Source organism: Bradyrhizobium sp. NAS80.1 (assembly GCF_001908205.1).
Lineage (GTDB): Bacteria > Pseudomonadota > Alphaproteobacteria > Rhizobiales > Xanthobacteraceae > Bradyrhizobium.
On sequence record NZ_LGHL01000013.1, the window covers coordinates 14,534 to 34,907 of the forward strand.

Genomic DNA, 20,374 nt, shown 5'->3' on the forward strand with positions numbered 1-20,374 from the left:
AACTCACGCCGCAGCGGCTATGTGCAGGTGATCGGCGATCCAGCGATCGAGATCGGCGAGCGCCCGTGCACTCATCGCCTGCTTCTTGGCCACCGTCTTCTCGTTGCCGCGCAAGCGTGTGCCATCGGGCTTCTTCGTCGGAACGGTCGCGAGCGGCGGGAACAGGCCGAAATTGATGTTCATCGGCTGGAACGAACGCGTACCCGGCTCGATGGTCTCGATATGGCCGCCGGTGATGTGGCCAAGCAGCGATCCGAGCGCGGTCGTGCCGGGTGGGCTTTCCAGCGTTTCGCCACGTGCATCTGCGGCCGCATAGAGGCCTGCGATCAGGCCGACGCTGGCCGACTCCACATAACCCTCGCAGCCCGTCATCTGGCCGGCAAAGCGCAGCCGCGGCTGTGCGCGCAGGCGCAACTGGCCGTCGAGCAGCTTTGGCGAGTTGAGGAAGGTGTTGCGATGCAGACCGCCGAGGCGGGCGAACTCGGCCTTTTCCAGCCCGGGAATGCTGCGGAAGATGCGCTGCTGCTCGCCGTATTTCAGCTTCGTCTGGAAGCCGACGATGTTGTAGAGCGTGCCGAGCTTGTTGTCCTGGCGCAGCTGCACGATCGCGTAGGCTTTCGTCGCGGGATCGTGCGGATTGGTGAGGCCGACCGGCTTCATCGGGCCGTGGCGCAGCGTCTCGGGGCCGCGCTCTGCCATGATTTCGATCGGCAGGCAGCCGTCGAAATAGGGCGTGTTGGTCTCCCATTCTTTGAACTCGGTCTTCTCGCCGGCGATCAGCGCGGCGACGAATCCGTCATACTGCTCCTTGGTCATGGGGCAGTTGATGTAGTCGGCGCCGTTGCCGCCGGGACCGACCTTGTCGTAGCGCGACTGGAACCAGGCCACCGACATGTCAATGGATTCGCGGTGCACAATCGGCGCGATCGCGTCGAAGAAGGCGAGCGCGCTCTCGTCGGTGAGTTGACGGATGGCGTCGGCGAGCGGTGCGGAGGTGAGGGGCCCCGTAGCAACGATGACGTTGCTCCAGTCGGCCGGCGGCAGGCCTGCGATCTCGCCGCGGGCGATCTCAATGAGGGGATGGTCGTTGAGCGCTTTGGTCACGGCCGCGGAAAAGCCCTCGCGGTCGACCGCGAGCGCGCCGCCGGCGGGCACCTGGTTGGCATCGGCCGCGCGCATGATCAGCGAGTCGAGGCGGCGCATCTCCGCGTGCAAAAGGCCGACAGCGTTGTTGGCGGCGTCGTCCGAGCGGAACGAATTGGAGCAGACGAGCTCGGCGAGCCCGTCGGTTCGGTGCGCCTCCGTCATGTGGGTCGGCCGCATCTCGTGCAGCACGACGGGCACGCCGGCTTTGGCCACCTGCCAAGCGGCCTCAGAACCGGCAAGGCCGGCGCCGATGACGTGCACTGTATTCGATAGGGGTCCTGTCATGGGGCGGACAGGTAGCGCTTTTCGGCGGCCAGTGGAATCGCCGAGATCGAGTTTTCTGCCATCAGAAACGACAACGCCCGCACAAGGCGGGCGCTATCGGTTCGTCCGGTTAAGGGCTGAACGAAATCAGCCCTGATACTGACCGGCGGCAACGCGCGGGATGTCCGAGCGATCGAGGCCGATGTCGGCCAGTTCGCGATCGCTGAGCTGGGACAGCTCGGCAACATTGCGCTGATAGTCCCGGAAAGCCTGGATCATGCGGATGAGCGAGAGCAGCATTTGTAGTCTCCTGTAGTTCGATTCAGCCCTTGCCCGGGCCTCATCGTTAAAATGAATATAGATGAGTGTGGTGCACTGCGAAAGTTCCGATGTTGCGGTGCAGCTAAGCAAAGAACGCATAGCGGCGGTAACGGACGATTAACCGGAGGGCAGCCGCGCCCAAAGGGCAGGCGGAACGCGGAAAAGGATGCCATAAATGTCCGTGAATTCACGATATTATGACTTTCTGTCCAGGTCCGTGCATTGCGGAATTATGTTTCGCCCCCGCTCCCAGCAAGGCGATCTGTCAGCTCCTGCACCCAAGTCTCGCATGCGCGAATCGCATGAGAGTGGAACTATAAGAATGAATAAATATTCGCTTTTTGTGACGCCCGAAGGCAAACAGGCGGCAGGGGTTACCCTGGCGCGGACGGCGAGATCCGTCCGGCGAAGCGCTGCAAGGCCGGACGAAGCACCTAGCGTCATCAGGAGGTCCCAGTCGCTTCGCTATTGCAGCGCACACACGCCAAGCGTGTGGCATTGATTACGAGGATGTAATGAAAATCAGAAATTCCGCATGCGGCTCTGCGCAGCGCGCAACATCACGCAATTCTCGCGCGGAATTTATTGCGGCAAGTTGACACGCCCGGAGGAAAGTCATGTCGCAGATTCCGCAATGTCGCGGGGGCTGTCCAAAGAACAAGAGAAGGAAAGTAACGTCATGACGAAGTTACTCGGGGTTATCGCCATTGCTGCCGTCGCGCTCGCCATCGCGCCGGCCCAAGCCGCCAAGCACGCCATGGGCGGCTGCAGCTCGGCCAATCTGGAGCACACGGAGACCGCGATCGAGGCCATGCCCGACGGCGACAGCAAGATGGTCGCGCAGAAGGAGATCGCGGCTGCGCAGGACTCGATGCTCAACGGCAAAATGGGTGCGTGCGGGATGCACCTGAACAAGGCGATGCAGGCCACCACGGGCAAGTAAACGCACCAAGAGAGGGCCGGTCGCCGGGCGATCGGCCCTACGCGTTTGGCAGGGGGGTTAAGGGGCGTGCGCGAGCTGCGTGGCGAAATATGCGACGGTCTTGGAATAGACCTCGCTCTTGTTCCACTGCAGTAGCACCGCGAAGTTAGGGCTGCCGGGCTGCCAATCCTTGCCGCGCTGCCAGCCGTAGCCGGCGAGATAGTTGGCGGTGGAGGCGAGCACATCGGGCGCGTTGTGAAGCAGATCCCGCTTGCCGTTGCCGTCGAAGTCGACGGCGTATTTCAGCCACGACGAGGGCATGAACTGGGTCTGGCCGAGTTCGCCGGCCCAGGCGCCGCGCATGTCGCCGGGGGCGAGGTCGCCGCGCTGGACGATGCGTAGTGCATCCATCAGCTCGCCACGAAACTGCTCGGCGCGCCGGCAGTCATAGGCCAGCGTCGCCAGCGAGCGGATGGTTGCAAACTTGCCGGTGTTGACGCCGAAATCGGTCTCGAGACCCCAGATCGCGACCAGCACCTCGCCTGGCACGCCGTAGGTCTGTTCAATGCGCGACAGCACCGAACCGTATTGTTTCATCATGTTGGAGCCGCGCTGCATGCGCGGCGGCACCATGCGGCCGGAAAACTCCTCGAAGGTCTGGGTGAAGACCTTTTGCGAGCGGTCGCGGTTGAGCACGCTCTGATCGAGCGTCACGCCGGCGAGCCCGGCGGTGATGGCCTGCTGTGAGATGCCTTTGGCCGCGGCGTCGGTTTTGAAGTCCGCAAGCCAAGCGTCGAAATTGCCTGAGCCGCAGGCGACCGCAGCGAGCGCTGGCTCGGCGGACATGATCGAAGCGGAGAGGGCGAAGGCTGCGAGGGCGAGACGAGAAATCGTCGGGGTCATTCGAGTAGATCGATTCCGTGAAATGGCCGAGCCGGCGGCAATCTCGGTTGTAACCGCGGCCAAAGCAAGGCGTATGACAATGCGCGATCCTGCCCGACCCGGGGCAGGATCGCATGTCACGATATCGTCAGGCGTCCGTCCGATTCCGCCAGGGGAAGAGGTTGGCGGGGAAGTCGGCGGCCGGCTTGCGCGGACGATGCGGCGGCGGCGGCACCGGGCGTGCGTCAGGCGCGGACACGATCACCTTGCGATAGAGGTGCCAGGTTGCGTGGCCGAGCAGGGGGATCACCACGGCAAGGCCGAGGAAGGCGGGGATCGTGCCAAGGGCCAGCAGCACCGCCACGATCAGGCCCCAGGCCGCCATCGGCACGGGGTTCCTGGCGACGACGCGCAGCGAAGTCACCATCGCCTCGAACGCGCCGGCGTGGCGGTCGAGCATCAGGGGGAACGACACGGCGCTGATGCAGAGCGCAGCGAGCGCGAACAGGAAGCCTGTGCCGCAGCCGACCACGATCAGCCACCAGCCTTGCTGCGTCGTCAGCACGCGCGTCACGAAATCCGAGATCCCGGTCACGCCCTCATAGCCGAACGCCGCGACATAGATCGCCTGCGCGGTCGCAACCCAGGTCACGAACAAGGCGAGCAGCAGCGTGCCGAGGCCGAGCATCGCACCGAACGAAGGCGAGCGCAGCACCTCCATGGCATCCCAGGCGCTGGCCTCTTCGCCGCGTTCGCGCCGGCTCGAGAGTTCATAGAGGCCGAGAGCGGCGAACGGACCGATCAAGGCAAAGCCCGCGGCCAACGGAAACAGAAGCGGCAGTACCGAATAGCCCATGACCACGCGGGCGAGCACGAGGCCCAGCACCGGATAGATCACGCACAGGATGATGGCGTGGCTCGGAACTGCTTTGAAATCTTCCCAGCCGAGCTTGAGCGCGTCGTGCAGGTCGGACAGTTGGATGGTTCTGATCTCCGGTCCAGCCGAATCGGCGGTCTGGGCCGTCGTGGGCACATTGCCTTGGTAGGATGTGGCCATGGTCGCTAGCTCCCTTGCCATGCAGCCGAATTCGGCGCCGGCAAACGGCGCAAGCGGCCGCTTCTTGAAGTTTCGCGATTCCCACCAGACGCGAATTCCTGACGGCATCGCGAGCTGAGCCTCAAGCGTACCCCCAATTCCGAGTCCTGTCCCTCACGCTTGGGTGAAATTCGATGTCGCACCGCAACCTCGAATGTGTCATTCGGTCGTCATTTCGCCGCAGATAAGCTCATGCTGCTTGTTGGTTCGCAGAACTCCGCGGGCGCAACGCAGAAAGTTGGTCTATAAGTGCCAATCAAGGCGCTTCCAACGGATCCTTTTCGGGGAATAGACATGAGCATTTTCGGAAAAATCATGGGCGCGATCTTCGGCGGCCATCCGGCTTCCGCCGCACCCACGGGCAGCGCGCCCGCAGGCGCCGCGCCGAGTGGATCGACGCCGTCGTCGGCTCCCGCGGCGGCGCCCGCTGCAACGGTGGACGTCGCTGCGATTGTCGACAAGGCGGTGGCCGCGCACAAGGGCGAGAAGCTCGAATGGCGGACCTCGATCGTCGACCTTATGAAGGCGCTCGACATCGACTCCAGCCTCGCCGCACGCAAGGACCTCGCCAAGGAACTCGGCTACAGCGGCGACACCAATGATTCCGCGAGCATGAATGTCTGGTTGCACAAGCAGGTGATGTCCAAGCTCGCCGCCAATGGCGGCAAGCTGCCGCCGGAAATCAAGCACTGACCGATCCCTCGGTCGAGGCAAAGGGCCCGCGATTCGCGGGCCCTTTTGCGTTTGATTCAGGCGACGAGGTCAGCATCCTCCGGATGCCTCTCGAGATAGTCGACGACGAAGCCGCAGCCGGCGATCACCTTCTTGCCGTCGCGCCGGATCAAGTCCAGCGCGCCCCTGACCAGCTCGGATCCGATGCCGCGGCCGCGGAGCGCGCGCGGGGTCTCGGTGTGGGTGATGATCACGGCCGACGGTGTCAGCCGGTAATTGGCGAAGGCGACCTCGCTCCCGACGTCCAGCTCGAAGCGGCTCCTGTCCCTGTTGTCCCGTACCAATGCCGCCATGCAAGATCCTTCCGAGCTGCTGCTTGTTGCCTGATCTAGGCGCCTGAACCGGTCCTTGCCAAGGTGCGACCAAGGGAGGTTGCCGCAGGGGAGATATCCGGAAAATGCGTGTCCCGCTCAGTCTCGTGGCGTTGCTCGCCACGCTCGCCGCGACCGCGCCAGTGCCAGCTACGGCCGAAGGCGGTCCGGCCTGGGAAGCGTGCGTCGGGCTGACCAGCACCCCGGAAGAGCGGGTCAAGGCCTGCTCGACCGTGATCGATACCAAGAGCGAGAGCGGGCACAGGCTCGCCGGAGCCTATTGCAATCGCGGCCACGGGCTCACCGAGAGGCGCGAGCTTGATGCCGCGTTGTCCGATCTCGACGAGGCGGTCAGGCTCAATCCAGCCTATGCCTGCGCCTACAACAATCGTGGCCGCGTCTATAGTTTCAAGCGCGACTACGATCGCGCCATCGCCGACTACGACCAGGCCATCAAATTCGATCCATCGCTGGCGCTGGCCTACAGCAATCGCGGCGAGTCCCGCTACAACAAGGGCGATCTCGACGGCGCCTTTGCCGACTTCGATGCCGCCATCAAGCGCGATCCCAACTATGCCACGGCCTATACCAATCGTGGGCTGGTCTACTATCGCAGGCACGACATGGTGCATGCCATCGCCGACTACACCATGCGGATCAAGCTCGCGCCGAACCTGCTTGCCTATATCGATCGTGGCAACGTCTATCGCGACAGCGAGCAGCTCGACCGCGCCGCAGCCGATTATGGCGAGGCGATCCGCATCGCGCCGACCGATGCACGCGGCTGGCGCAATCGCGGCATGATCCGCCTCTACCAGGGCGACACCAAGGGTGGCCTCGCCGACTACGACAAGGCGCTGCAATACGATCCCTCCGACGTGTTCTCCTGGAACAACCGCGGGCAGGCCCGCTTGCGGGTCGGCGACAAGCAGGGCGCGATCGCCGATTTCAGGAAGGCGCTGGAGTTGAAGCCGGGCTTGCCGATGGCGCAGGAGTCTTTGAGGAAGCTTGGGGTGTTGTAGCTCGCGCCCGCGCGACAATGCCGATCCTCACCCTGAGGAGCCGCGCTTGCGCGGCGTCTCGAAGGGCGAGGCCGCGAGCCGGGCCTTCATCCTTCGAGACGCGCGTGCCGCGCTCCTCAGGATGAGGAGAGCGAGCTAAGGCTTCACCAGGTCCTGGTAGTCCGGGTGCTTCTCGATCCACGCCTTCACGAACGGGCACTCCGGTATCAGCTTTAATCCGGCCGCACGGACCTGGTCGAGCGCGCCCTGCACCAGCTTCGAGCCGACGCCCTTGCCGCCGAGCTCCTTCGGCACCTCGGTATGCACGAAGGTGATGACGTTGCCGTCGAGCTTGTAGTGTTCGGTCGCAAGGTAGCCCTCGACCTCAAGCTCGAAGCGGTGATGGGCCTTGTTGTCGATGACGTCGCTCATGTCGTCTCCGGTCAGCTCTTCAGCGAGTCCGTCAGCATCTTGCGGATCGACCAGGCTTCGCCGTCGGACGAGCCCCTGATGTCGTCGATTCTCCAGCTGTTGGCCTCGCGCACGAAGTCGTAACGCACGATCTGGTCGGCGGGTTTGCGGTCGTTGCGGTGGCCGGTGAAGGTCACCGCGATCATCGCCTTGTCGGCCTCCGTCTTCTCGGCGTCAACCTTGAACGACTTCACGTCGGGTTCCTGCGAATTGGTGACAGGATCGAAATCGACCGGCCCGACATCGCCCTTCGGCGTATGCGCATCCGCCTTGGCCCACAGCGCGACCAGGGCCTTGGAGAGATATTTGTCCTTGGCCGCCTTGTTCTCGATGATGAAGGCGCCGCCACCATCGCCCTTGCCCTTGGCCGCGCGGGTGTAGATCGCGGTCAGGATCGCGACGGGATCGCTGGGGACGGGCATCACGGCGAATGCCGGGGAGGCGGAGGCAAGAAGAGAGGCGGCGACGAAGGTTCGACGGGTGATCATGGAATGCCCCTGAGATGATGGCGTGCGACGGCAGGCTGAGCGGCCGGCGTCGGCGCGTATCTCTGTAGACCGATCGAGAGGCCGTTCGGTTCAATCGGACGCTTTGGCCAGCCGCGCATCTTCTGGCTGTGGCTGTTGGCGGAGGCAGCCCTGGCAGATGACGAGGGAGCGGTTGAGCCTGGCGTCCTGCTCTGCCTCGATGCCGTCCTGGGCCTGCCACCATTCCTTCGAATAGGGCTGAAGCCCGGCTTGCGACCTGTTGAGCTCGGATGCGGCGGCGGCGCGCGTTGCACGCGATGACCCTGAGGCGGAACGCGGCTGATTCGGATCCTCGCCGGCACCGTCCCAGGCATAGCGCGCAGGCTTGAAGGCGGGATCGGGAGCGAGATGCGCCTGCGGGGCCACGGCACATCCGGCGAGCGCCAGCGACAACAGGAGGAAGGCGGGCGCTTTGACCATGATGCTGCACTCTGTACGCGAGAACTCAGCGAGGTTGCGCTGATCATGTTTAAGATTCCTTGAACGTGCGCATGGCTCCGCTCTGTCCAGCGGCCTTGCGAGGCTGCGGACGATGGCGATAAATGGGCTGCAATGAGAGGATGGCCAGCGCGCCGTCCGCCATCGAAGAGGAAGCCCGATGCAGCCCCTGCGCATGTCCCGCCGCGTCATGAATCTCGCCCATATGCTGACCCAGAATGCGCGGAGGCATGGATCGCGTCCCGGCTTTGTCTGGGGTGACAGATCCTGGAGCTGGCGCGAGATCGACGCGCAGGTCTCGGCGCTGGCCGCGGCGCTCGCCGCGCGCGGTATCACGAAGGGCGACCGTATCCTCGTCCATTCCAAGAATGGCGACGAGATGTTCTTTTCGATGTTCGCCGCCTTCCGGCTCGGCGCCGTCTGGGTCCCCACCAATTTCCGCCTGATGCCGGACGAGGTCGCCTATCTCGCGCAAGCCTCCGGCGCGAAGGCGTTTCTGTGCCATGTCGATTTTCCCGATCACGCCGCGGCGGTGAAGGGCGGCGCGCTGGAATTCACCTGGAGCATCGACGGCGGGGCGCCATTCGCCGAGACGTCGGTTGCGGATGCCGTCGCATCGCGAGCCGGCACCGTGGTCGAGAACGTTGCGGTCGAGCACGACGATCCCTGCTGGTTCTTCTTTACATCCGGCACTACCGGCCGCTCCAAGGCCGCAGTGCTGACCCATGGCCAGATGGGTTTTGTCGTCACCAACCATCTCGCCGATCTCACGCCCGGAGTGACGGAAGGGGATGCGTCCCTGGTGGTGGCGCCGCTGTCGCATGGCGCAGGCGTGCATCAGCTGGTTCAGACCGCTCGTGGCGTGCGCACCGTGCTGCTGCCGACCGAGAGATTCGACATCGATGAGGCGTTCCGGCTGATCGAGACCCATCGCGTCAGCAATCTATTCACGGTGCCGACGATTCTGAAGATGATGGTCGAGCATCCCGCCGCCGACAAATACGATCACTCCTCGCTGCGTCACGTGATCTATGCCGGCGCGCCGATGTATCGCGAGGATCAGAAGGCCGCGCTGAAGAAGCTCGGCAAGGTCATCGTGCAGTATTTCGGCCTCGGCGAAGTCACCGGCAACATCACGGTGTTGCCGGCGGCGCTGCATGATCCCGACGACGGCCCGCACGCGAAGATCGGCACCTGCGGCTTCGAGCGCACCGGCATGCAGGTCTCGATCCAGGACGATGAGGGCCGCGAGCTCGCCGCAAACCAGAGCGGCGAGATCTGCGTGATCGGCCCTGCGGTGCTCGCCGGCTACTACGACAACCCTGAAGCCAATGCGAAGGCGTTTCGCAACGGCTGGTTCCGCACCGGTGATCTCGGCCACATGGACGAGGAGGGGTTCGTCTACATCACCGGACGTGCCTCCGACATGTACATCTCCGGCGGCTCCAACATCTATCCACGCGAGATCGAGGAGAAGATTTTGACGCATCCCGCGGTCGGTGAGGTCGCCGTCCTCGGCGTGCCGGATGCGACCTGGGGCGAGGTCGGCGTTGCCGTCTGCGTCGCGCGCGAAGGCGAGAAGCCCGTGAGCGAAGCGGAGATGGCGGCATTCCTCTCGCCGAAGGTGCCGCGCTACAAGATGCCGAAGCGCTTCTTCTTCTGGGAGGCTCTGCCAAAGTCCGGCTACGGCAAAATCCCGAAGCGCATGGTGCGCGATGAGCTCGAGGCGCGCGGGCTGCTCGATCTCGACAAGAAGCAGGCGGGCTGAGCGAAGGTCATGCGCAGCATCAAGCAGCCGGGCGCGCCGCACCCAGAGCGCATTCAATGGGTGGAGGCGAGGGGACGCGCCTTCTCGTTCACGCTTGAGGCAGGTCTGCCGCTGCTCGAAGCCGCGCGTCGCGGTTTTGCAGCGGAGGGCTATGCCGGTGGCGTGCTGAATTTTGGCAGCGGCGCGCTTGGGCCGTTCGGCTATGTGATGCCGGCGCTGTCGAAGACCGGCGAGAACGCAGCGTTCTATAGCGACACGTTCAGGCCCAAGGGCGTGACGCGCACGAAGCTCGGCCGCATGACGCTTGGTGCGCGCGACGGCGCGCCGTTCTTTCACTGCCACGGGCTTTGGACCGAAGCCGATGGCCGCGCCAGCGGCGGCCACATGCTGCCGGACGAGACCATGGTTGCCGAACCGTTCGAGGTCGAGGCCTTTGGTATCGATGGCGCGATGTTCACCGCCGAGCCCAATCCCGAGACCAATTTCAAGCTGTTCGGCCCGGTGCCTGCTGCGAGCAGCAGCGCACGCACGACGAGCCGCGCTTTCGCGATCCGGCTGCGTCCCAACCAGGATTTCGCGGGCTGCCTCGAAGCGTTCTGCCGCGAGCGCGGCATCGCGCGTGCGAAGATCCACGGCGGCGTCGGCTCGACCATCGGCGCGCGCTTCACCCATGGCGGTGTGACCGAGCCGTTCGCGACCGAGTTGGCTGTAACGGCCGGTACGATCGCGACCGGTCCCTCCGGCGCGCCCGAAGCGATACTCGACGTCGCGCTGATCGATTACACTGGCGGCATCGCCGAGGGCCGCCTGATCCGCGGCGACAATCCCGTGCTGATGACGATGGAGCTGGTGCTGGAAGTGCTCGACTGAGGTGCTACTGGCGCTGGCGCCGGGACCTCCGCACCACTTGCGCGGCACAATCGTTCCCGTTATGTTCCAATCCGTATTGTTCGCGGCGAAACGGGCGGAGAGACGGCAATGAGCCGAAGAGGTAGTCGTACGATCAACCTGCCTGCGCCGTATCTGAAGCGGGTCTGGCTCGACCCATCGCAGGTTCGCGATCGCGAGGCTTACCCGTTTTGCCTGCCCATCTTCCCCGATGATTTCGAGCTCAACTTCGACGCCCCCATCACGATCATTGTTGGAGAGAATGGTACCGGGAAGTCGACGATCCTGGAGGGTATCGCGGCGCTCGCCGGCTATGACGATGCCGGTGGAGGCAAGGGTTACATGCCGGTCGATCATTCCGAAGCGCGCGAGAAGATGGGCGGCCAACTCTCCAAGGCGCTGCGCGCAAGCTGGCTGCCGAAGATCACCAATGGCTGGTTTTTTCGTGCCGAGAGCTTTTTCTCGGTAGCGCGATATCTGGACAAGGCTGCGCGTGATGCGGGCCAAGTCGGCCCCGATTTCCTGTCGCACTCCCACGGCGAAGGCTTCCTGCGCTTTTTCGAAGAGCGCTGCCAGCGCCAGGGCATCTTTATCTTCGACGAGCCGGAATCGGCGCTTTCGCCGGCGCGTCAGATCGAATTCCTGAAGCTGCTGCGTCGCATGGAGGATTCCCGCATCTGCCAGGTCATCATGGCGACCCATTCGCCGATGCTGATGGCCTATCCCAACGCGCGGCTGCTGCGGCTCGGGAAATATGGTCTGGAGCCGGTGACCGTGGGGGAGACTGATCATTACCGGGTGATGCGGGAGTTTTGCGCAGATCCGCACGGGTTCATCGAGGCGACGCTGGCAGAGTAGTCGAGAGACTTAACCAACACTCGCTCTCTCCGTCGTCATTGCGAGCCAACGGGTCCGCGCAAGGCGCAGCCCGATGACAGGCTCCGCGAAGCAATCCAGAATCTCTCTGCGGCGGCAGTCTGGATTGCTTCGCTTCGCTCGCAATGACGGAGTATGCGCTGGGTATCAATCGATGTTTGAGTCCAGTTGCGGACACGCCTTCACATCCTCGCGGCATGTCGTCTCGGCTGGCGATCACCAGGGGCGAGCGCGTACCTTAGCCATGGCCAGGAATGTCGATTCACTCATGCTTGATATCCCCGAGCTCGATCCTTGAAAGAGATCGAGCGCGGGCGAGTAAGTCGGACTGGCGTTTTTCGCGTCATACATGGCGGAGAAGCGGCTCAACAGCTTTGCAACTTTCGTGGGGTCCGAAAGATCTTTGATATTGAGGTATTTTCCCACGATCTTGGCTTGCTGATCGATCTGCATCGAAGCCATCTGATCAGGCAAATCGAAGGTGGTTCTGAACACCTCCGAGAGAGCCTTGTCGGCAAGTATGTCGTAGGCAGACGTGATGTGTCCCGCCATTCGCTGGAAATACAACGCCAGACGCACTCCGGGATTCGTATCCCCCTGCTGCTGCTCCAGGCTTTGCTGGAGATAGTTCTTTTGCGTTGCCAGAAATTGGTCGCGTTTTTGCGGACCCATCATCGGAAGATGCGCGACGTTGCCCTTGCCATCGAAATTGAACGACGCCGCGATCTCGGCAAAGCGAGGATCGCTCTCCGTGTTTGCGAAGCTCTTCGGATTGCTCAGATCGGAGCTGAAGATCTTCTCGAGATATTTGGTGCTGACTTTCTCGGGCTGCAAACCCTTGGCGACAAGAATGAAGTCGACCATATTCCTGTTTGCAAGCAGATCGGACACGCTTCCTATGCCTGCGATTGCTTCCTGATAAGCCGTCGCGACTTTCTGGGCTTGTTCCCGAACTGCCTTCTGCTGCTGAGGGCTTGCGTTTTTGATCGCTGCGATGACGTAGTCCTTCGCAATCTGGAGTACTTCAGCCGAGTCCTGAGCCACCAGGGGGGTCGTCAGATTGCCTTTTGCGTCGAAGTTGAAGGCGCGTGCGAGCTGTACGTATCGATCGTCCTTGAGGGTATAGACGTAGCTCTTGGGGTCGCTGAGGTCGCTTTCGAGGACAGCCTTGACGGTGGCCTGCGAGACGTTTTTGGGATCGAGGCCAACGGCGCCCAGCGCAAAATCATACACGCCCGGTGTCGACACGAACGCCTGGACCGAATTAATCTTGAGGAGGTCCGATCTGAATTGCTTGATCGCCAAAGCTTCGAATATCGGGCTTGCAGCTTGGTAGACGGCGGCCTTGCTGGCGTCGAACCGCTGTTTCGTGATGGTGACGTTCGCAGCAGTCTGCGCGGACACCCCCGACGGGAGTGATCCATCGGGCAAGAATTCGAACGCGCCGGCCAGGTCTACAAACCCGCCAATCGTCGCTATCTGGTCGTTGAGGCTGGAGATGCTGTTCGTATATGACTCCAGGTGATGCTTTTCCACCAGGATCTGGACGTTCAACTGGGTCACGTTGGCGCCCGGTTGCGATAGTTGAGCCGTGTAGTTGGCTATGTTCGCATTGGCGGCGCTGACATCCGATTGGGCTTGAGCGAGCTGGGCTTTGAGGCCATTCAGTTGAGAAGCGAAAGTGGTGTTGACGTAGCTGGTTGGATCGGATGGATCGCTGCGCAGGACCTGACTTATCGTGTTGCTCGGCCACTTGCTTTGATCGATCCCGTAGGCCGAATAGACATAGTTGCGAAGACGGTCGTTGTTCAGGAGCTGGTCGGCAGTGCTGATCTTGCCGATCTGGGCGCTGTAGTAATCCGAGTCGCCGGCAAGCGCATCGACCTGGCTCTTCTTGGTCGCCGTATATAGGCCGATCATCTCATCGGTCTGGTCCCCCGATTGCGCAACCGGCGTCGCACCGCCATTGAAGGAAAATGCCGCGGCAAACTCCCGGTAGCGCTTGTCGACCAGCTTGTTGACAAAGCTTTTTGAGTCGTTGAGGTCGCTCTCCAGCACCTTCTTCATGAAAGCCTTGGCGTAGGCCATGTCTTCCAGGCCGTAGGCTTTCGTTGCGAAGTGATACAGGCGGTAATCCTTCATCAGATCGTCAACGGTGTGGACCTTGCCGATGTTGGCTTTGTAATAGGCCGCTTCGCGCGCGACGTCCGATTGCTGCGCCACCCGCGTCAGGGCCTGCGTGAGATTGCGCGCGACGTAGCTGTAGCTGAAATACGTTGACACCATAAGGGATTCCTGACGGCTCGGCGGTCCTGGACTTCCGTCAATCATTGCCGGGTCGCAAGGTGGAGACTGGCCTCATGCCAGCAGACAGAATGGCGGTTAGTTTTTACTGCGATTCTGAGTTACAACTTTAGGTATCGCTTGCGTCCTAGTGCCGCATCGCACGGATCTCTCCGGCAAGCCCCCCGCAAGCTTCGTCTTCTAATTGGCATTCGAAAATCGCGGGCACAGTTTCACCTCCCCGCGGCACATCGTGCCCGAGCTTTGCATCAGTTGCCGCCCTCGAAGGTGCCGAGGGCGCAGGGAAGGTCGGGCGCCGGCTGGCACCCGCGGTCCGCGGTGCGCAAATGCGCTGGATACAGATGCACAGCGGCATACAGGGCAGCCTGGACATCCCGGCCTTCCCTGCGCAGTGGTCTTACGGCTTATGTCGCGCTCTCCCCGGGGAGCGATGCACTATTGCCCCCGTTGCCTTGCAGATGGCTGATGTGCGGACCCGGTCGGGCCGCAGATCACCGCAAGACTTGGCGCACAGGCTCCGGGCGCCAGGACCACACGATTTTGCCGTACGCAGGCAGCACCGGTCGTGTGCGCGCGGGGAGCTGCTCACGGAGTGACCCGCCCTGCAACCACCTTGGCGCCGACGCTGCCCGCGTCCACCACGTCCCATCCCGCGTTCGTGACGATCGCGATCCGCCCCTCGGCCGGGTCGGGATGGCCGAAATGTGCGATAAATCCGAATTCGCGTAAAGCGAAATGTCTTGATCCGGAGGCATTGACCCGGGTCTGGCGTGTTTTGCCCGCCGGGCGGCGCAAGGGCTTGTAGGTGCGTAGGGCGCGTGGCGTAGCATAACCCGGCGTTTTTTGCGCGCGAGGCGGGATGGCGGATTACGCTCCGCTAATCCGCCCTACGGTCTCGGGCCGACACATCACGCGCGCAATATCCTCCATCCGCTCGAACACCATGTCCGGCCCGTGTGCCCGCAGCGCCGCCGGTGCCGCATAGCCCCAGCACACGGCACCGCAGGCGACCCCCACAGCCCGCGCCGCCTCGATGTCGCGGACCTCGTCGCCAATCGAAATCACGTGGCTTGGGTCCACGCCGGCGCGCTGGATGACCCGGCGGAATTTCGCAGGCTTGCCGAACACCGATGCCGAGCAATCGAAATGGGCGAACAGGGCGGCGACCTCGCCGAGCTTCTCGCGCGCATTGGCTTCGCTGTCCGATGTCACCAGCGCGAGCTGCACGCCATTCCCGGCCAGCGTCCGCAGCATCGCCTCGACGCCGGCAAATAGCGAAATCTCTGCCGCCGCCTGTCCCTTCAGCCGCCGCGCATGCCGCGCGATCGCCGGCAACTTCCACAGCGGCACCTCAAGGCGGGCGAGGATCTCTCGCGTCGAAGCATGCCGCAACCCCTCGACATCCTCATCCGCGACGCGGCGAAAGCCAAAGCGGTCGGCGACATCGTTGATGGTGCGCAGGAACCAGGGGAAGCTGTCGGCCAGCGTGCCGTCGAGATCGAAGATGGCGAGGGAGTAGGGCATCGAGCTGGATTTTGGAGTTCGCTGACAAGCGCGATGTGGCAACGACAGCCTAGCTGGATCGGATCTCTGTGGAGTTAATTCTGAAGTCTGTACTTTTGTCTCCACTCGACGAGAGCAGAGTTCATATCCTTCAGCGGAGCCAAGATATCCGGAGCTGTGGGCTTCAAGACTTTCATAAGATGTATGCACGCGAACTGAAGATGTTTCGCTAGCTCCTGGAATGGCGCGGTCAAAACCTTCTCTGAAGGAAACGGCCCAATCTGGGTCATGTTACCTGGCGAAATGATCTGAAAGCCGTCAAGGTCCACGTGACTCGCGTGTGCGGAGAGAAGCGAATACACTTCTGCTCGCTTCTTTGAGGTTAGTCCGTCAAGCCTATCCAGTATGTCGCGGACGGCAACGGGCTTGAATTCCTTCTTCCTCGTTTTTGCATCGGCCGAGATCCATTGAGAGAGAGATTTTGGATCTCGTGAAAAGAGGTCAGCTAGGAATTCAATTTCGACAATGTCCCTAACCATCGCAAATGATGGTTGAAAATAACCAGCACGCGCGAGTTTTAGGCATGCGCCAGTAGTGTTAAAAACGCGCGCAATCAAACGAAGTACAACAAGAGCCTCAGGTCGCCCAGCGTATGGATGCTGTCGGAGGCATTGATGAAATACCTCAAAACTAGCGTGAAATAGCTTGAGGTGATCGCGGAGTTCAGCGCTCGCTGCGACAATCTTGTCGTGTTCACCTTCGATCCAAGATTCGTCGAACCAAGGGAATGGCTGCGCTTTGGCCATGCTCCCTCACTCCGCCGCCTCGCTCGTGCTCCTCCGCTTCGGCTTCCGCGCCTTCTTCAACACCGGCTCCAGGAACTTGCCCGTGTAGCTCCTTGGCGCCTTGGCGATGTCTTCCGGCGGGCCCCAGGCGACGATCTCGCCGCCGCCGTCGCCGCCTTCGGGGCCGAGGTCGATGACCCAGTCGGCGGTCTTGATGACTTCGAGATTGTGCTCGATGACGACGACCGTGTTGCCCTGCGCGACCAGCTCGTGCAGCACCTCCAGCAGCTTCTTGACGTCGTGGAAGTGCAGGCCGGTGGTCGGCTCGTCCAGGATGTAGAGCGTGCGGCCGGTGGCACGCTTCGACAGCTCCTTTGCAAGCTTGACGCGCTGGGCTTCGCCGCCTGAGAGCGTGGTGGCCTGCTGGCCAACATGGATGTAGTCGAGGCCGACGCGGTGCAGGGTCTGGAAGGTTTCGCGGACGCGCGGGACCGCCTTGAAGAACTCGGCAGCTTCCTCGACGGTCATGTCGAGCACGTCGGCGATGCTCTTGCCCTTGAACAGGACTTCCAGCGTCTCGCGGTTGTAGCGCTTGCCCTTGCAGACGTCGCAGGTGACGTAGACGTCCGGCAAAAAGTGCATCTCGATCTTGATGACGCCGTCGCCCTGGCAGGCCTCGCAGCGGCCGCCCTTGACGTTGAAGGAGAAGCGGCCGGGCTCGTAGCCGCGCGCCTTGGCTTCGGGCAGGCCGGCGAACCATTCGCGGATCGGCGTGAAGGCGCCGGTATAGGTCGCGGGGTTGGAGCGCGGGGTGCGGCCGATCGGCGACTGGTCGATGTCGATGATCTTGTCGATGTGCTCGAGGCCTTCGATGCGGTCGTGCGGGGCGGCGCCTTCGCTGGCGCCGTTCAGCTTGCGGGCGATGGCGCGGTAGAGCGTGTCGATCAGCAGTGTCGATTTGCCGCCGCCGGAGACGCCGGTGACGCAGGTGAACAGGCCGAGCGGAATCTCCGCCGTGACGTTCTTGAGGTTATTGCCGCGCGCGTTGACCACCTTGATGGTGCGGCGATGGTTCGGCGGACGCCGCTCCGGCACCTCGACCTCGAGCTCGCCGGTCAGGTACTTGCCGGTCAGCGAATTCGGATTGCGCATGATCTCGGCGGGCGTGCCTTCGGCGACGATGTTGCCGCCATGCATGCCGGCGCCGGGGCCGATGTCGAGAACGTAGTCGGCGAGGCGAATGGCGTCCTCGTCATGCTCGACCACGACGACCGTGTTGCCGAGGTCGCGCAGGCGCTTCAGCGTGTCAAGCAGGCGCGCGTTGTCGCGCTGGTGCAGGCCGATCGAGGGCTCGTCCAGCACGTAGAGCACGCCCGTCAGCCCTGAGCCGATCTGCGAGGCCAGGCGTATGCGCTGGCTCTCGCCGCCGGACAGCGTGCCGGAGGCGCGGGAGAGGGTGAGGTAGTTGAGGCCGACGTCGAGCAGGAAGGTGAGGCGCTCGCGGATCTCCTTGAGGATGCGACCCGCGATCTCCTTCTGCTGCGCGTTCAACGCCTCGGGCACACCCTCGAACCATTCGCCGGCCTTCTTGACCGACAGCTCCGAGATCTCGCCGATATGCTTGCCGCCGACCTTGACGCAGAGTGCCTCGGGCTTGAGCCGAAAACCCTTGCAGCCCTCGCAGGGCACGTCGTGGAAGTACTTCGCCAGCTCCTCGCGCGCCCACTCGCTTTCGGTCTCGCGATAGCGGCGATTGATGTTGGTGATGACGCCTTCGAACGGCTTCTTGGTGTCGTAGGAGCGGACGCCGTCCTCGTAGGAGAACTTGATCTCGTCCTCGCCCGAGCCGTAGAGGATCGCGTTCTGCGTCTTCTTGGGCAGATCCTTCCACTTGGTGGCCAGCGTGAATTTGTAGTGCTTGCCGAGCGCAGTCAGCGTCTGCGTGTAGTAGGGCGATGACGACTTGGCCCAGGGCGCGATCGCGCCCTTGCCAATGGCGAGCTCCTTGTCGGGGATGACGAGATCCTCGTCCACATGCTGCTCGACGCCAAGGCCGCCGCAGGCCGGGCAGGCGCCATAGGGATTGTTGAAGGAAAAGAGTCTGGGCTCGATCTCGGGAATGGTGAAGCCGGAGACCGGGCAGGCGAACTTTTCCGAGAACAGGATGCGCTCGGGCCCGCTCTTGTCGTGGATTTTTGCGGTCTTCTTCTTTTCCTCTGCAGGCGCAGCCGCCGGCGCGTCGGCGAACTCGACGACCGCGAGGCCCTCGGCGAGCTTCAGTGCGGTTTCAAAGCTTTCTGCGAGGCGCTGGCCGATATCGGCGCGCACCACGATGCGGTCGACGACGACGTCGATGTCGTGCGGAAATTTCTTGTCGAGGGTCGGTGCCTCCGCAAGCTCGTAGAAGGTGCCGTCGATCTTGACGCGCTGAAAGCCCTTCTTGAGCCACTCGGCGAGCTCCTTCCTGTACTCGCCCTTGCGGCCGCGCACGACCGGGGCGAGCAGATAGAGGCGCGTGCCTTCGGGCAGCGCCAGCACGCGGTCGACCATCTGCGAGACGGTCTGGCTCTCGATCGGCAGCCCCGTGGCCGGCGAATAGGGCACGCCGACGCGTGCCCAGAGCAGGCGCATGTAATCGTAGATCTCGGTCACCGTGCCGACGGTGGAGCGTGGGTTCTTCGACGTCGTCTTCTGCTCGATCGAGATCGCCGGCGACAGGCCGTCGATCTGGTCGACATCAGGCTTCTGCATCATCTCGAGGAACTGGCGTGCATAGGCCGACAGCGATTCGACGTAGCGGCGCTGGCCCTCGGCGTAGATGGTGTCGAAGGCGAGCGAGGATTTGCCGGAGCCGGAGAGGCCGGTGAACACCACGAGCTTGTCGCGGGGAATCTCGACATCGATGTTCTTGAGGTTGTGCTCGCGCGCGCCACGGATCGTAATTGCGCGCAGGCTCGAGCCCGCGTTCTGCTGTTGGCGCTTCGCCTTGATCACTTCGTCCATCCCGGTGGTCCTCAAGGAAATCCCATCGGCGAGCGACCGCGCCTACATTCGGGCGCGCTTCGCCCGGAACCGGGATCGGCGCCGATGGGTATGCCCGCGAACGTAGGAAGAACGGGAACGGATTTCCAGTGCGACTTGCGAATCGTCAACGGATTGTTGGCCCGCTGGCGGCAACTGGCAGTAGCGACGGCATCCGGACTTGCAGGAAGGATCTGCAAGCAGGATCCGGTGGAGTTCCTGCGGTTCGGGCTCCTTCGTGCAACCAACAACAAAAAGGCCGGCGCAAGGCCGGCCTTTCGTAATGGATGGCGTTGGGGCGAGGCTTAGTACTTCGCGACCACCGGGGCCCCGAAGTGATAGTTCACGCCGACCTGCACGGTGTGGAAGTTGAGCGTGCCGGATGACACGGGAACGAGGTTACCGAAGTAGGTCTCGCCGGCGAGGCTGCGATAGAGGTACTCGCCCTTGACCGACCACTGCGGCGCGAAGAACGCTTCGACGCCCGCGCCGACGGTCCAGCCCGAGTGGAACTTGCTGTCGGAGATGGTCAGGCCGAGCGCGGTGGCGCTGAGCTTGTTGTCGATCCAGGCGTAGCCGCCGGTGCCGTAGAACAGAACATTGTTGACGGCGTAGCCGATGCGGCCGCGCACGGTGCCCATCGCTTCCGTCTTGGAGGTCGCGGTCACGCCGAGCGCCGTCGCCGAGGCGCTGACGTCAGCCCAGGCGCCATCGGCTTCGAGGCCGAACACGACGTTTCCGGTCTGCCAGTTATAGCCGGCGGTGCCGCCGACGAAGCCGCCCTTCATCTTCGGATCGGAGTCAGACTGCCAGGCGCCGCCACCGACGATACCGAGGTAGAAGCCGGTCCAGTTGTAGACCGAGGCGACAGCCACCGGAGCCTTGGTGTAGGGGCGAGCCGCGAGATCGGCAGCCGAAGCGGCGCCGGTGAGGGCGAACAAACAGGCCGAAGCCAACAAAACCTTTTTCATTTTCAACTTAGTCCCAGTCCCAGTTTCTGTTTTTTGCCTTCCGTGCGTCGGAAGGACAGCGGACCCTGCGGTCCAACTGATGTCGTGCTTACACCAGCGAAGCCGCAAGTTGAGTCTCCCAAAAGCCACAACAGTCACAAAACGTCA

19 protein-coding genes are annotated in these 20,374 nt (G+C 62.9%); 6 read left to right on the forward strand and 13 right to left on the reverse strand.

The genetic code is table 11. From position 1 onward, the window contains the following. Window positions 1–3 precede the first annotated feature (3 nt). Together trmFO and AC629_RS03495 are read right to left on the reverse strand one after the other, a co-directional pair. Window positions 4–1,431, reverse strand: a complete 1,428-nt coding sequence (gene trmFO / locus AC629_RS03490; protein WP_084803393.1) for a methylenetetrahydrofolate--tRNA-(uracil(54)-C(5))-methyltransferase (FADH(2)-oxidizing) TrmFO — start codon at window positions 1,429–1,431, stop codon at window positions 4–6. 126 nt (window positions 1,432–1,557) lie between these two features. Next, window positions 1,558–1,710: a DUF1127 domain-containing protein gene (locus tag AC629_RS03495; RefSeq protein WP_007590701.1), complete on the reverse strand. Its 153-nt coding sequence runs from the start codon at window positions 1,708–1,710 to the stop codon at window positions 1,558–1,560. Window positions 1,711–2,410: 700 nt separating this feature from the next. Between AC629_RS03495 and AC629_RS03500 the strand changes: the two genes are divergently transcribed. Beyond that, window positions 2,411–2,674 (forward strand): hypothetical protein, encoded by a 264-nt coding sequence (locus AC629_RS03500; RefSeq protein ID WP_245331708.1) that lies wholly within the window; start codon window positions 2,411–2,413, stop codon window positions 2,672–2,674. A gap of 57 nt (window positions 2,675–2,731) precedes the next feature. Here AC629_RS03500 and AC629_RS03505 read toward each other — a convergent pair whose 3' ends face one another. Together AC629_RS03505 and AC629_RS03510 are read right to left on the reverse strand one after the other, a co-directional pair. Then, a complete protein-coding gene (locus AC629_RS03505) occupies window positions 2,732–3,556 on the reverse strand; it encodes a lytic murein transglycosylase (protein WP_084803394.1) in 825 nt (274 codons plus the stop codon). 127 nt (window positions 3,557–3,683) lie between these two features. Next, entirely contained in the window at window positions 3,684–4,592 is a 909-nt protein-coding gene (locus AC629_RS03510) for a DUF2189 domain-containing protein (protein WP_084803425.1), read from the reverse strand. A gap of 333 nt (window positions 4,593–4,925) precedes the next feature. Here AC629_RS03510 and AC629_RS03515 point away from each other — a divergent pair, with 333 nt between their 5' ends. Further along, window positions 4,926–5,324 (forward strand): DUF3597 domain-containing protein, encoded by a 399-nt coding sequence (locus AC629_RS03515; RefSeq protein WP_084803395.1) that lies wholly within the window; start codon window positions 4,926–4,928, stop codon window positions 5,322–5,324. Window positions 5,325–5,380: 56 nt separating this feature from the next. Here AC629_RS03515 and AC629_RS03520 read toward each other — a convergent pair whose 3' ends face one another. Continuing rightward, window positions 5,381–5,656 carry a GNAT family N-acetyltransferase gene (locus tag AC629_RS03520; RefSeq protein ID WP_084803396.1) on the reverse strand — a complete coding sequence of 92 codons (276 nt, stop codon included), beginning with the start codon at window positions 5,654–5,656 and terminating at the stop codon, window positions 5,381–5,383. A 104-nt stretch (window positions 5,657–5,760) separates the two neighbouring features. On the opposite strand from AC629_RS03520, the gene AC629_RS03525 reads away from it, so the two are divergent. Further along, window positions 5,761–6,696, forward strand: coding sequence for a tetratricopeptide repeat protein (locus AC629_RS03525; protein WP_084803397.1), 936 nt, complete (start codon window positions 5,761–5,763; stop codon window positions 6,694–6,696). A 135-nt stretch (window positions 6,697–6,831) separates the two neighbouring features. Here the strand turns inward: AC629_RS03525 and AC629_RS03530 are convergent, their stop codons facing one another. From AC629_RS03530 to AC629_RS46510, 3 genes are all read right to left on the reverse strand, one after another. Continuing rightward, window positions 6,832–7,107: a GNAT family N-acetyltransferase gene (locus AC629_RS03530; RefSeq protein ID WP_084803398.1), complete on the reverse strand. Its 276-nt coding sequence runs from the start codon at window positions 7,105–7,107 to the stop codon at window positions 6,832–6,834. An 11-nt stretch (window positions 7,108–7,118) separates the two neighbouring features. Beyond that, window positions 7,119–7,634: a DUF3828 domain-containing protein gene (locus AC629_RS03535; protein ID WP_084803399.1), complete on the reverse strand. Its 516-nt coding sequence runs from the start codon at window positions 7,632–7,634 to the stop codon at window positions 7,119–7,121. 90 nt (window positions 7,635–7,724) lie between these two features. Continuing rightward, a complete protein-coding gene (locus AC629_RS46510) occupies window positions 7,725–8,093 on the reverse strand; it encodes a hypothetical protein (protein ID WP_084803400.1) in 369 nt (122 codons plus the stop codon). Between the two features lie 178 nt (window positions 8,094–8,271). Here AC629_RS46510 and AC629_RS03545 point away from each other — a divergent pair, with 178 nt between their 5' ends. From AC629_RS03545 to AC629_RS03555, 3 genes are all read left to right on the forward strand, one after another. After that, on the forward strand, window positions 8,272–9,879 hold the full coding sequence (locus AC629_RS03545) for an acyl-CoA synthetase (protein WP_084803401.1): 1,608 nt from the start codon (window positions 8,272–8,274) through the stop codon (window positions 9,877–9,879). 9 nt (window positions 9,880–9,888) lie between these two features. After that, window positions 9,889–10,749 carry a PCC domain-containing protein gene (locus tag AC629_RS03550; RefSeq protein ID WP_084803402.1) on the forward strand — a complete coding sequence of 287 codons (861 nt, stop codon included), beginning with the start codon at window positions 9,889–9,891 and terminating at the stop codon, window positions 10,747–10,749. A gap of 108 nt (window positions 10,750–10,857) precedes the next feature. Then, window positions 10,858–11,625, forward strand: a complete 768-nt coding sequence (locus AC629_RS03555; protein WP_084803403.1) for an AAA family ATPase — start codon at window positions 10,858–10,860, stop codon at window positions 11,623–11,625. Window positions 11,626–11,859: 234 nt separating this feature from the next. On the opposite strand, the gene AC629_RS03560 is transcribed toward AC629_RS03555, so the two are convergent. From AC629_RS03560 to AC629_RS03585, 5 genes are all read right to left on the reverse strand, one after another. Continuing rightward, complete coding sequence (locus tag AC629_RS03560; RefSeq protein WP_084803404.1) at window positions 11,860–13,929, reverse strand: DUF1217 domain-containing protein; 2,070 nt, start codon at window positions 13,927–13,929, stop codon at window positions 11,860–11,862. An 885-nt stretch (window positions 13,930–14,814) separates the two neighbouring features. Continuing rightward, the gene (locus tag AC629_RS03570) at window positions 14,815–15,471 is read right to left on the reverse strand and encodes an HAD family hydrolase (RefSeq protein ID WP_084803405.1); all 657 of its coding nucleotides are present in this window, start codon (window positions 15,469–15,471) and stop codon (window positions 14,815–14,817) included. Window positions 15,472–15,545: 74 nt separating this feature from the next. Next, complete coding sequence (locus AC629_RS44865; RefSeq protein ID WP_143198879.1) at window positions 15,546–16,256, reverse strand: hypothetical protein; 711 nt, start codon at window positions 16,254–16,256, stop codon at window positions 15,546–15,548. Window positions 16,257–16,262: 6 nt separating this feature from the next. Continuing rightward, window positions 16,263–19,238, reverse strand: a complete 2,976-nt coding sequence (gene uvrA, locus AC629_RS03580; protein ID WP_084803407.1) for an excinuclease ABC subunit UvrA — start codon at window positions 19,236–19,238, stop codon at window positions 16,263–16,265. A gap of 323 nt (window positions 19,239–19,561) precedes the next feature. Continuing rightward, window positions 19,562–20,227, reverse strand: a complete 666-nt coding sequence (locus AC629_RS03585; RefSeq protein ID WP_084803408.1) for an outer membrane protein — start codon at window positions 20,225–20,227, stop codon at window positions 19,562–19,564. Between the last annotated feature and the right edge of the window lie 147 nt (window positions 20,228–20,374).

Coding starts and splice junctions, on each gene's coding strand:
- trmFO (WP_084803393.1), bottom strand. CDS start 1,431: ATGACAGGACCCCTATCGAATACAGTGCACGTCATCGGCGCCGGCCTT.
- AC629_RS03495 (WP_007590701.1), bottom strand. CDS start 1,710: ATGCTGCTCTCGCTCATCCGCATGATCCAGGCTTTCCGGGACTATCAG.
- AC629_RS03500 (WP_245331708.1), top strand. CDS start 2,411: ATGACGAAGTTACTCGGGGTTATCGCCATTGCTGCCGTCGCGCTCGCC.
- AC629_RS03505 (WP_084803394.1), bottom strand. CDS start 3,556: ATGACCCCGACGATTTCTCGTCTCGCCCTCGCAGCCTTCGCCCTCTCC.
- AC629_RS03510 (WP_084803425.1), bottom strand. CDS start 4,592: ATGGCCACATCCTACCAAGGCAATGTGCCCACGACGGCCCAGACCGCC.
- AC629_RS03515 (WP_084803395.1), top strand. CDS start 4,926: ATGAGCATTTTCGGAAAAATCATGGGCGCGATCTTCGGCGGCCATCCG.
- AC629_RS03520 (WP_084803396.1), bottom strand. CDS start 5,656: ATGGCGGCATTGGTACGGGACAACAGGGACAGGAGCCGCTTCGAGCTG.
- AC629_RS03525 (WP_084803397.1), top strand. CDS start 5,761: ATGCGTGTCCCGCTCAGTCTCGTGGCGTTGCTCGCCACGCTCGCCGCG.
- AC629_RS03530 (WP_084803398.1), bottom strand. CDS start 7,107: ATGAGCGACGTCATCGACAACAAGGCCCATCACCGCTTCGAGCTTGAG.
- AC629_RS03535 (WP_084803399.1), bottom strand. CDS start 7,634: ATGATCACCCGTCGAACCTTCGTCGCCGCCTCTCTTCTTGCCTCCGCC.
- AC629_RS46510 (WP_084803400.1), bottom strand. CDS start 8,093: ATGGTCAAAGCGCCCGCCTTCCTCCTGTTGTCGCTGGCGCTCGCCGGA.
- AC629_RS03545 (WP_084803401.1), top strand. CDS start 8,272: ATGCAGCCCCTGCGCATGTCCCGCCGCGTCATGAATCTCGCCCATATG.
- AC629_RS03550 (WP_084803402.1), top strand. CDS start 9,889: ATGCGCAGCATCAAGCAGCCGGGCGCGCCGCACCCAGAGCGCATTCAA.
- AC629_RS03555 (WP_084803403.1), top strand. CDS start 10,858: ATGAGCCGAAGAGGTAGTCGTACGATCAACCTGCCTGCGCCGTATCTG.
- AC629_RS03560 (WP_084803404.1), bottom strand. CDS start 13,929: ATGGTGTCAACGTATTTCAGCTACAGCTACGTCGCGCGCAATCTCACG.
- AC629_RS03570 (WP_084803405.1), bottom strand. CDS start 15,471: ATGCCCTACTCCCTCGCCATCTTCGATCTCGACGGCACGCTGGCCGAC.
- AC629_RS44865 (WP_143198879.1), bottom strand. CDS start 16,256: ATGGCCAAAGCGCAGCCATTCCCTTGGTTCGACGAATCTTGGATCGAA.
- uvrA (WP_084803407.1), bottom strand. CDS start 19,238: ATGGACGAAGTGATCAAGGCGAAGCGCCAACAGCAGAACGCGGGCTCG.
- AC629_RS03585 (WP_084803408.1), bottom strand. CDS start 20,227: ATGAAAAAGGTTTTGTTGGCTTCGGCCTGTTTGTTCGCCCTCACCGGC.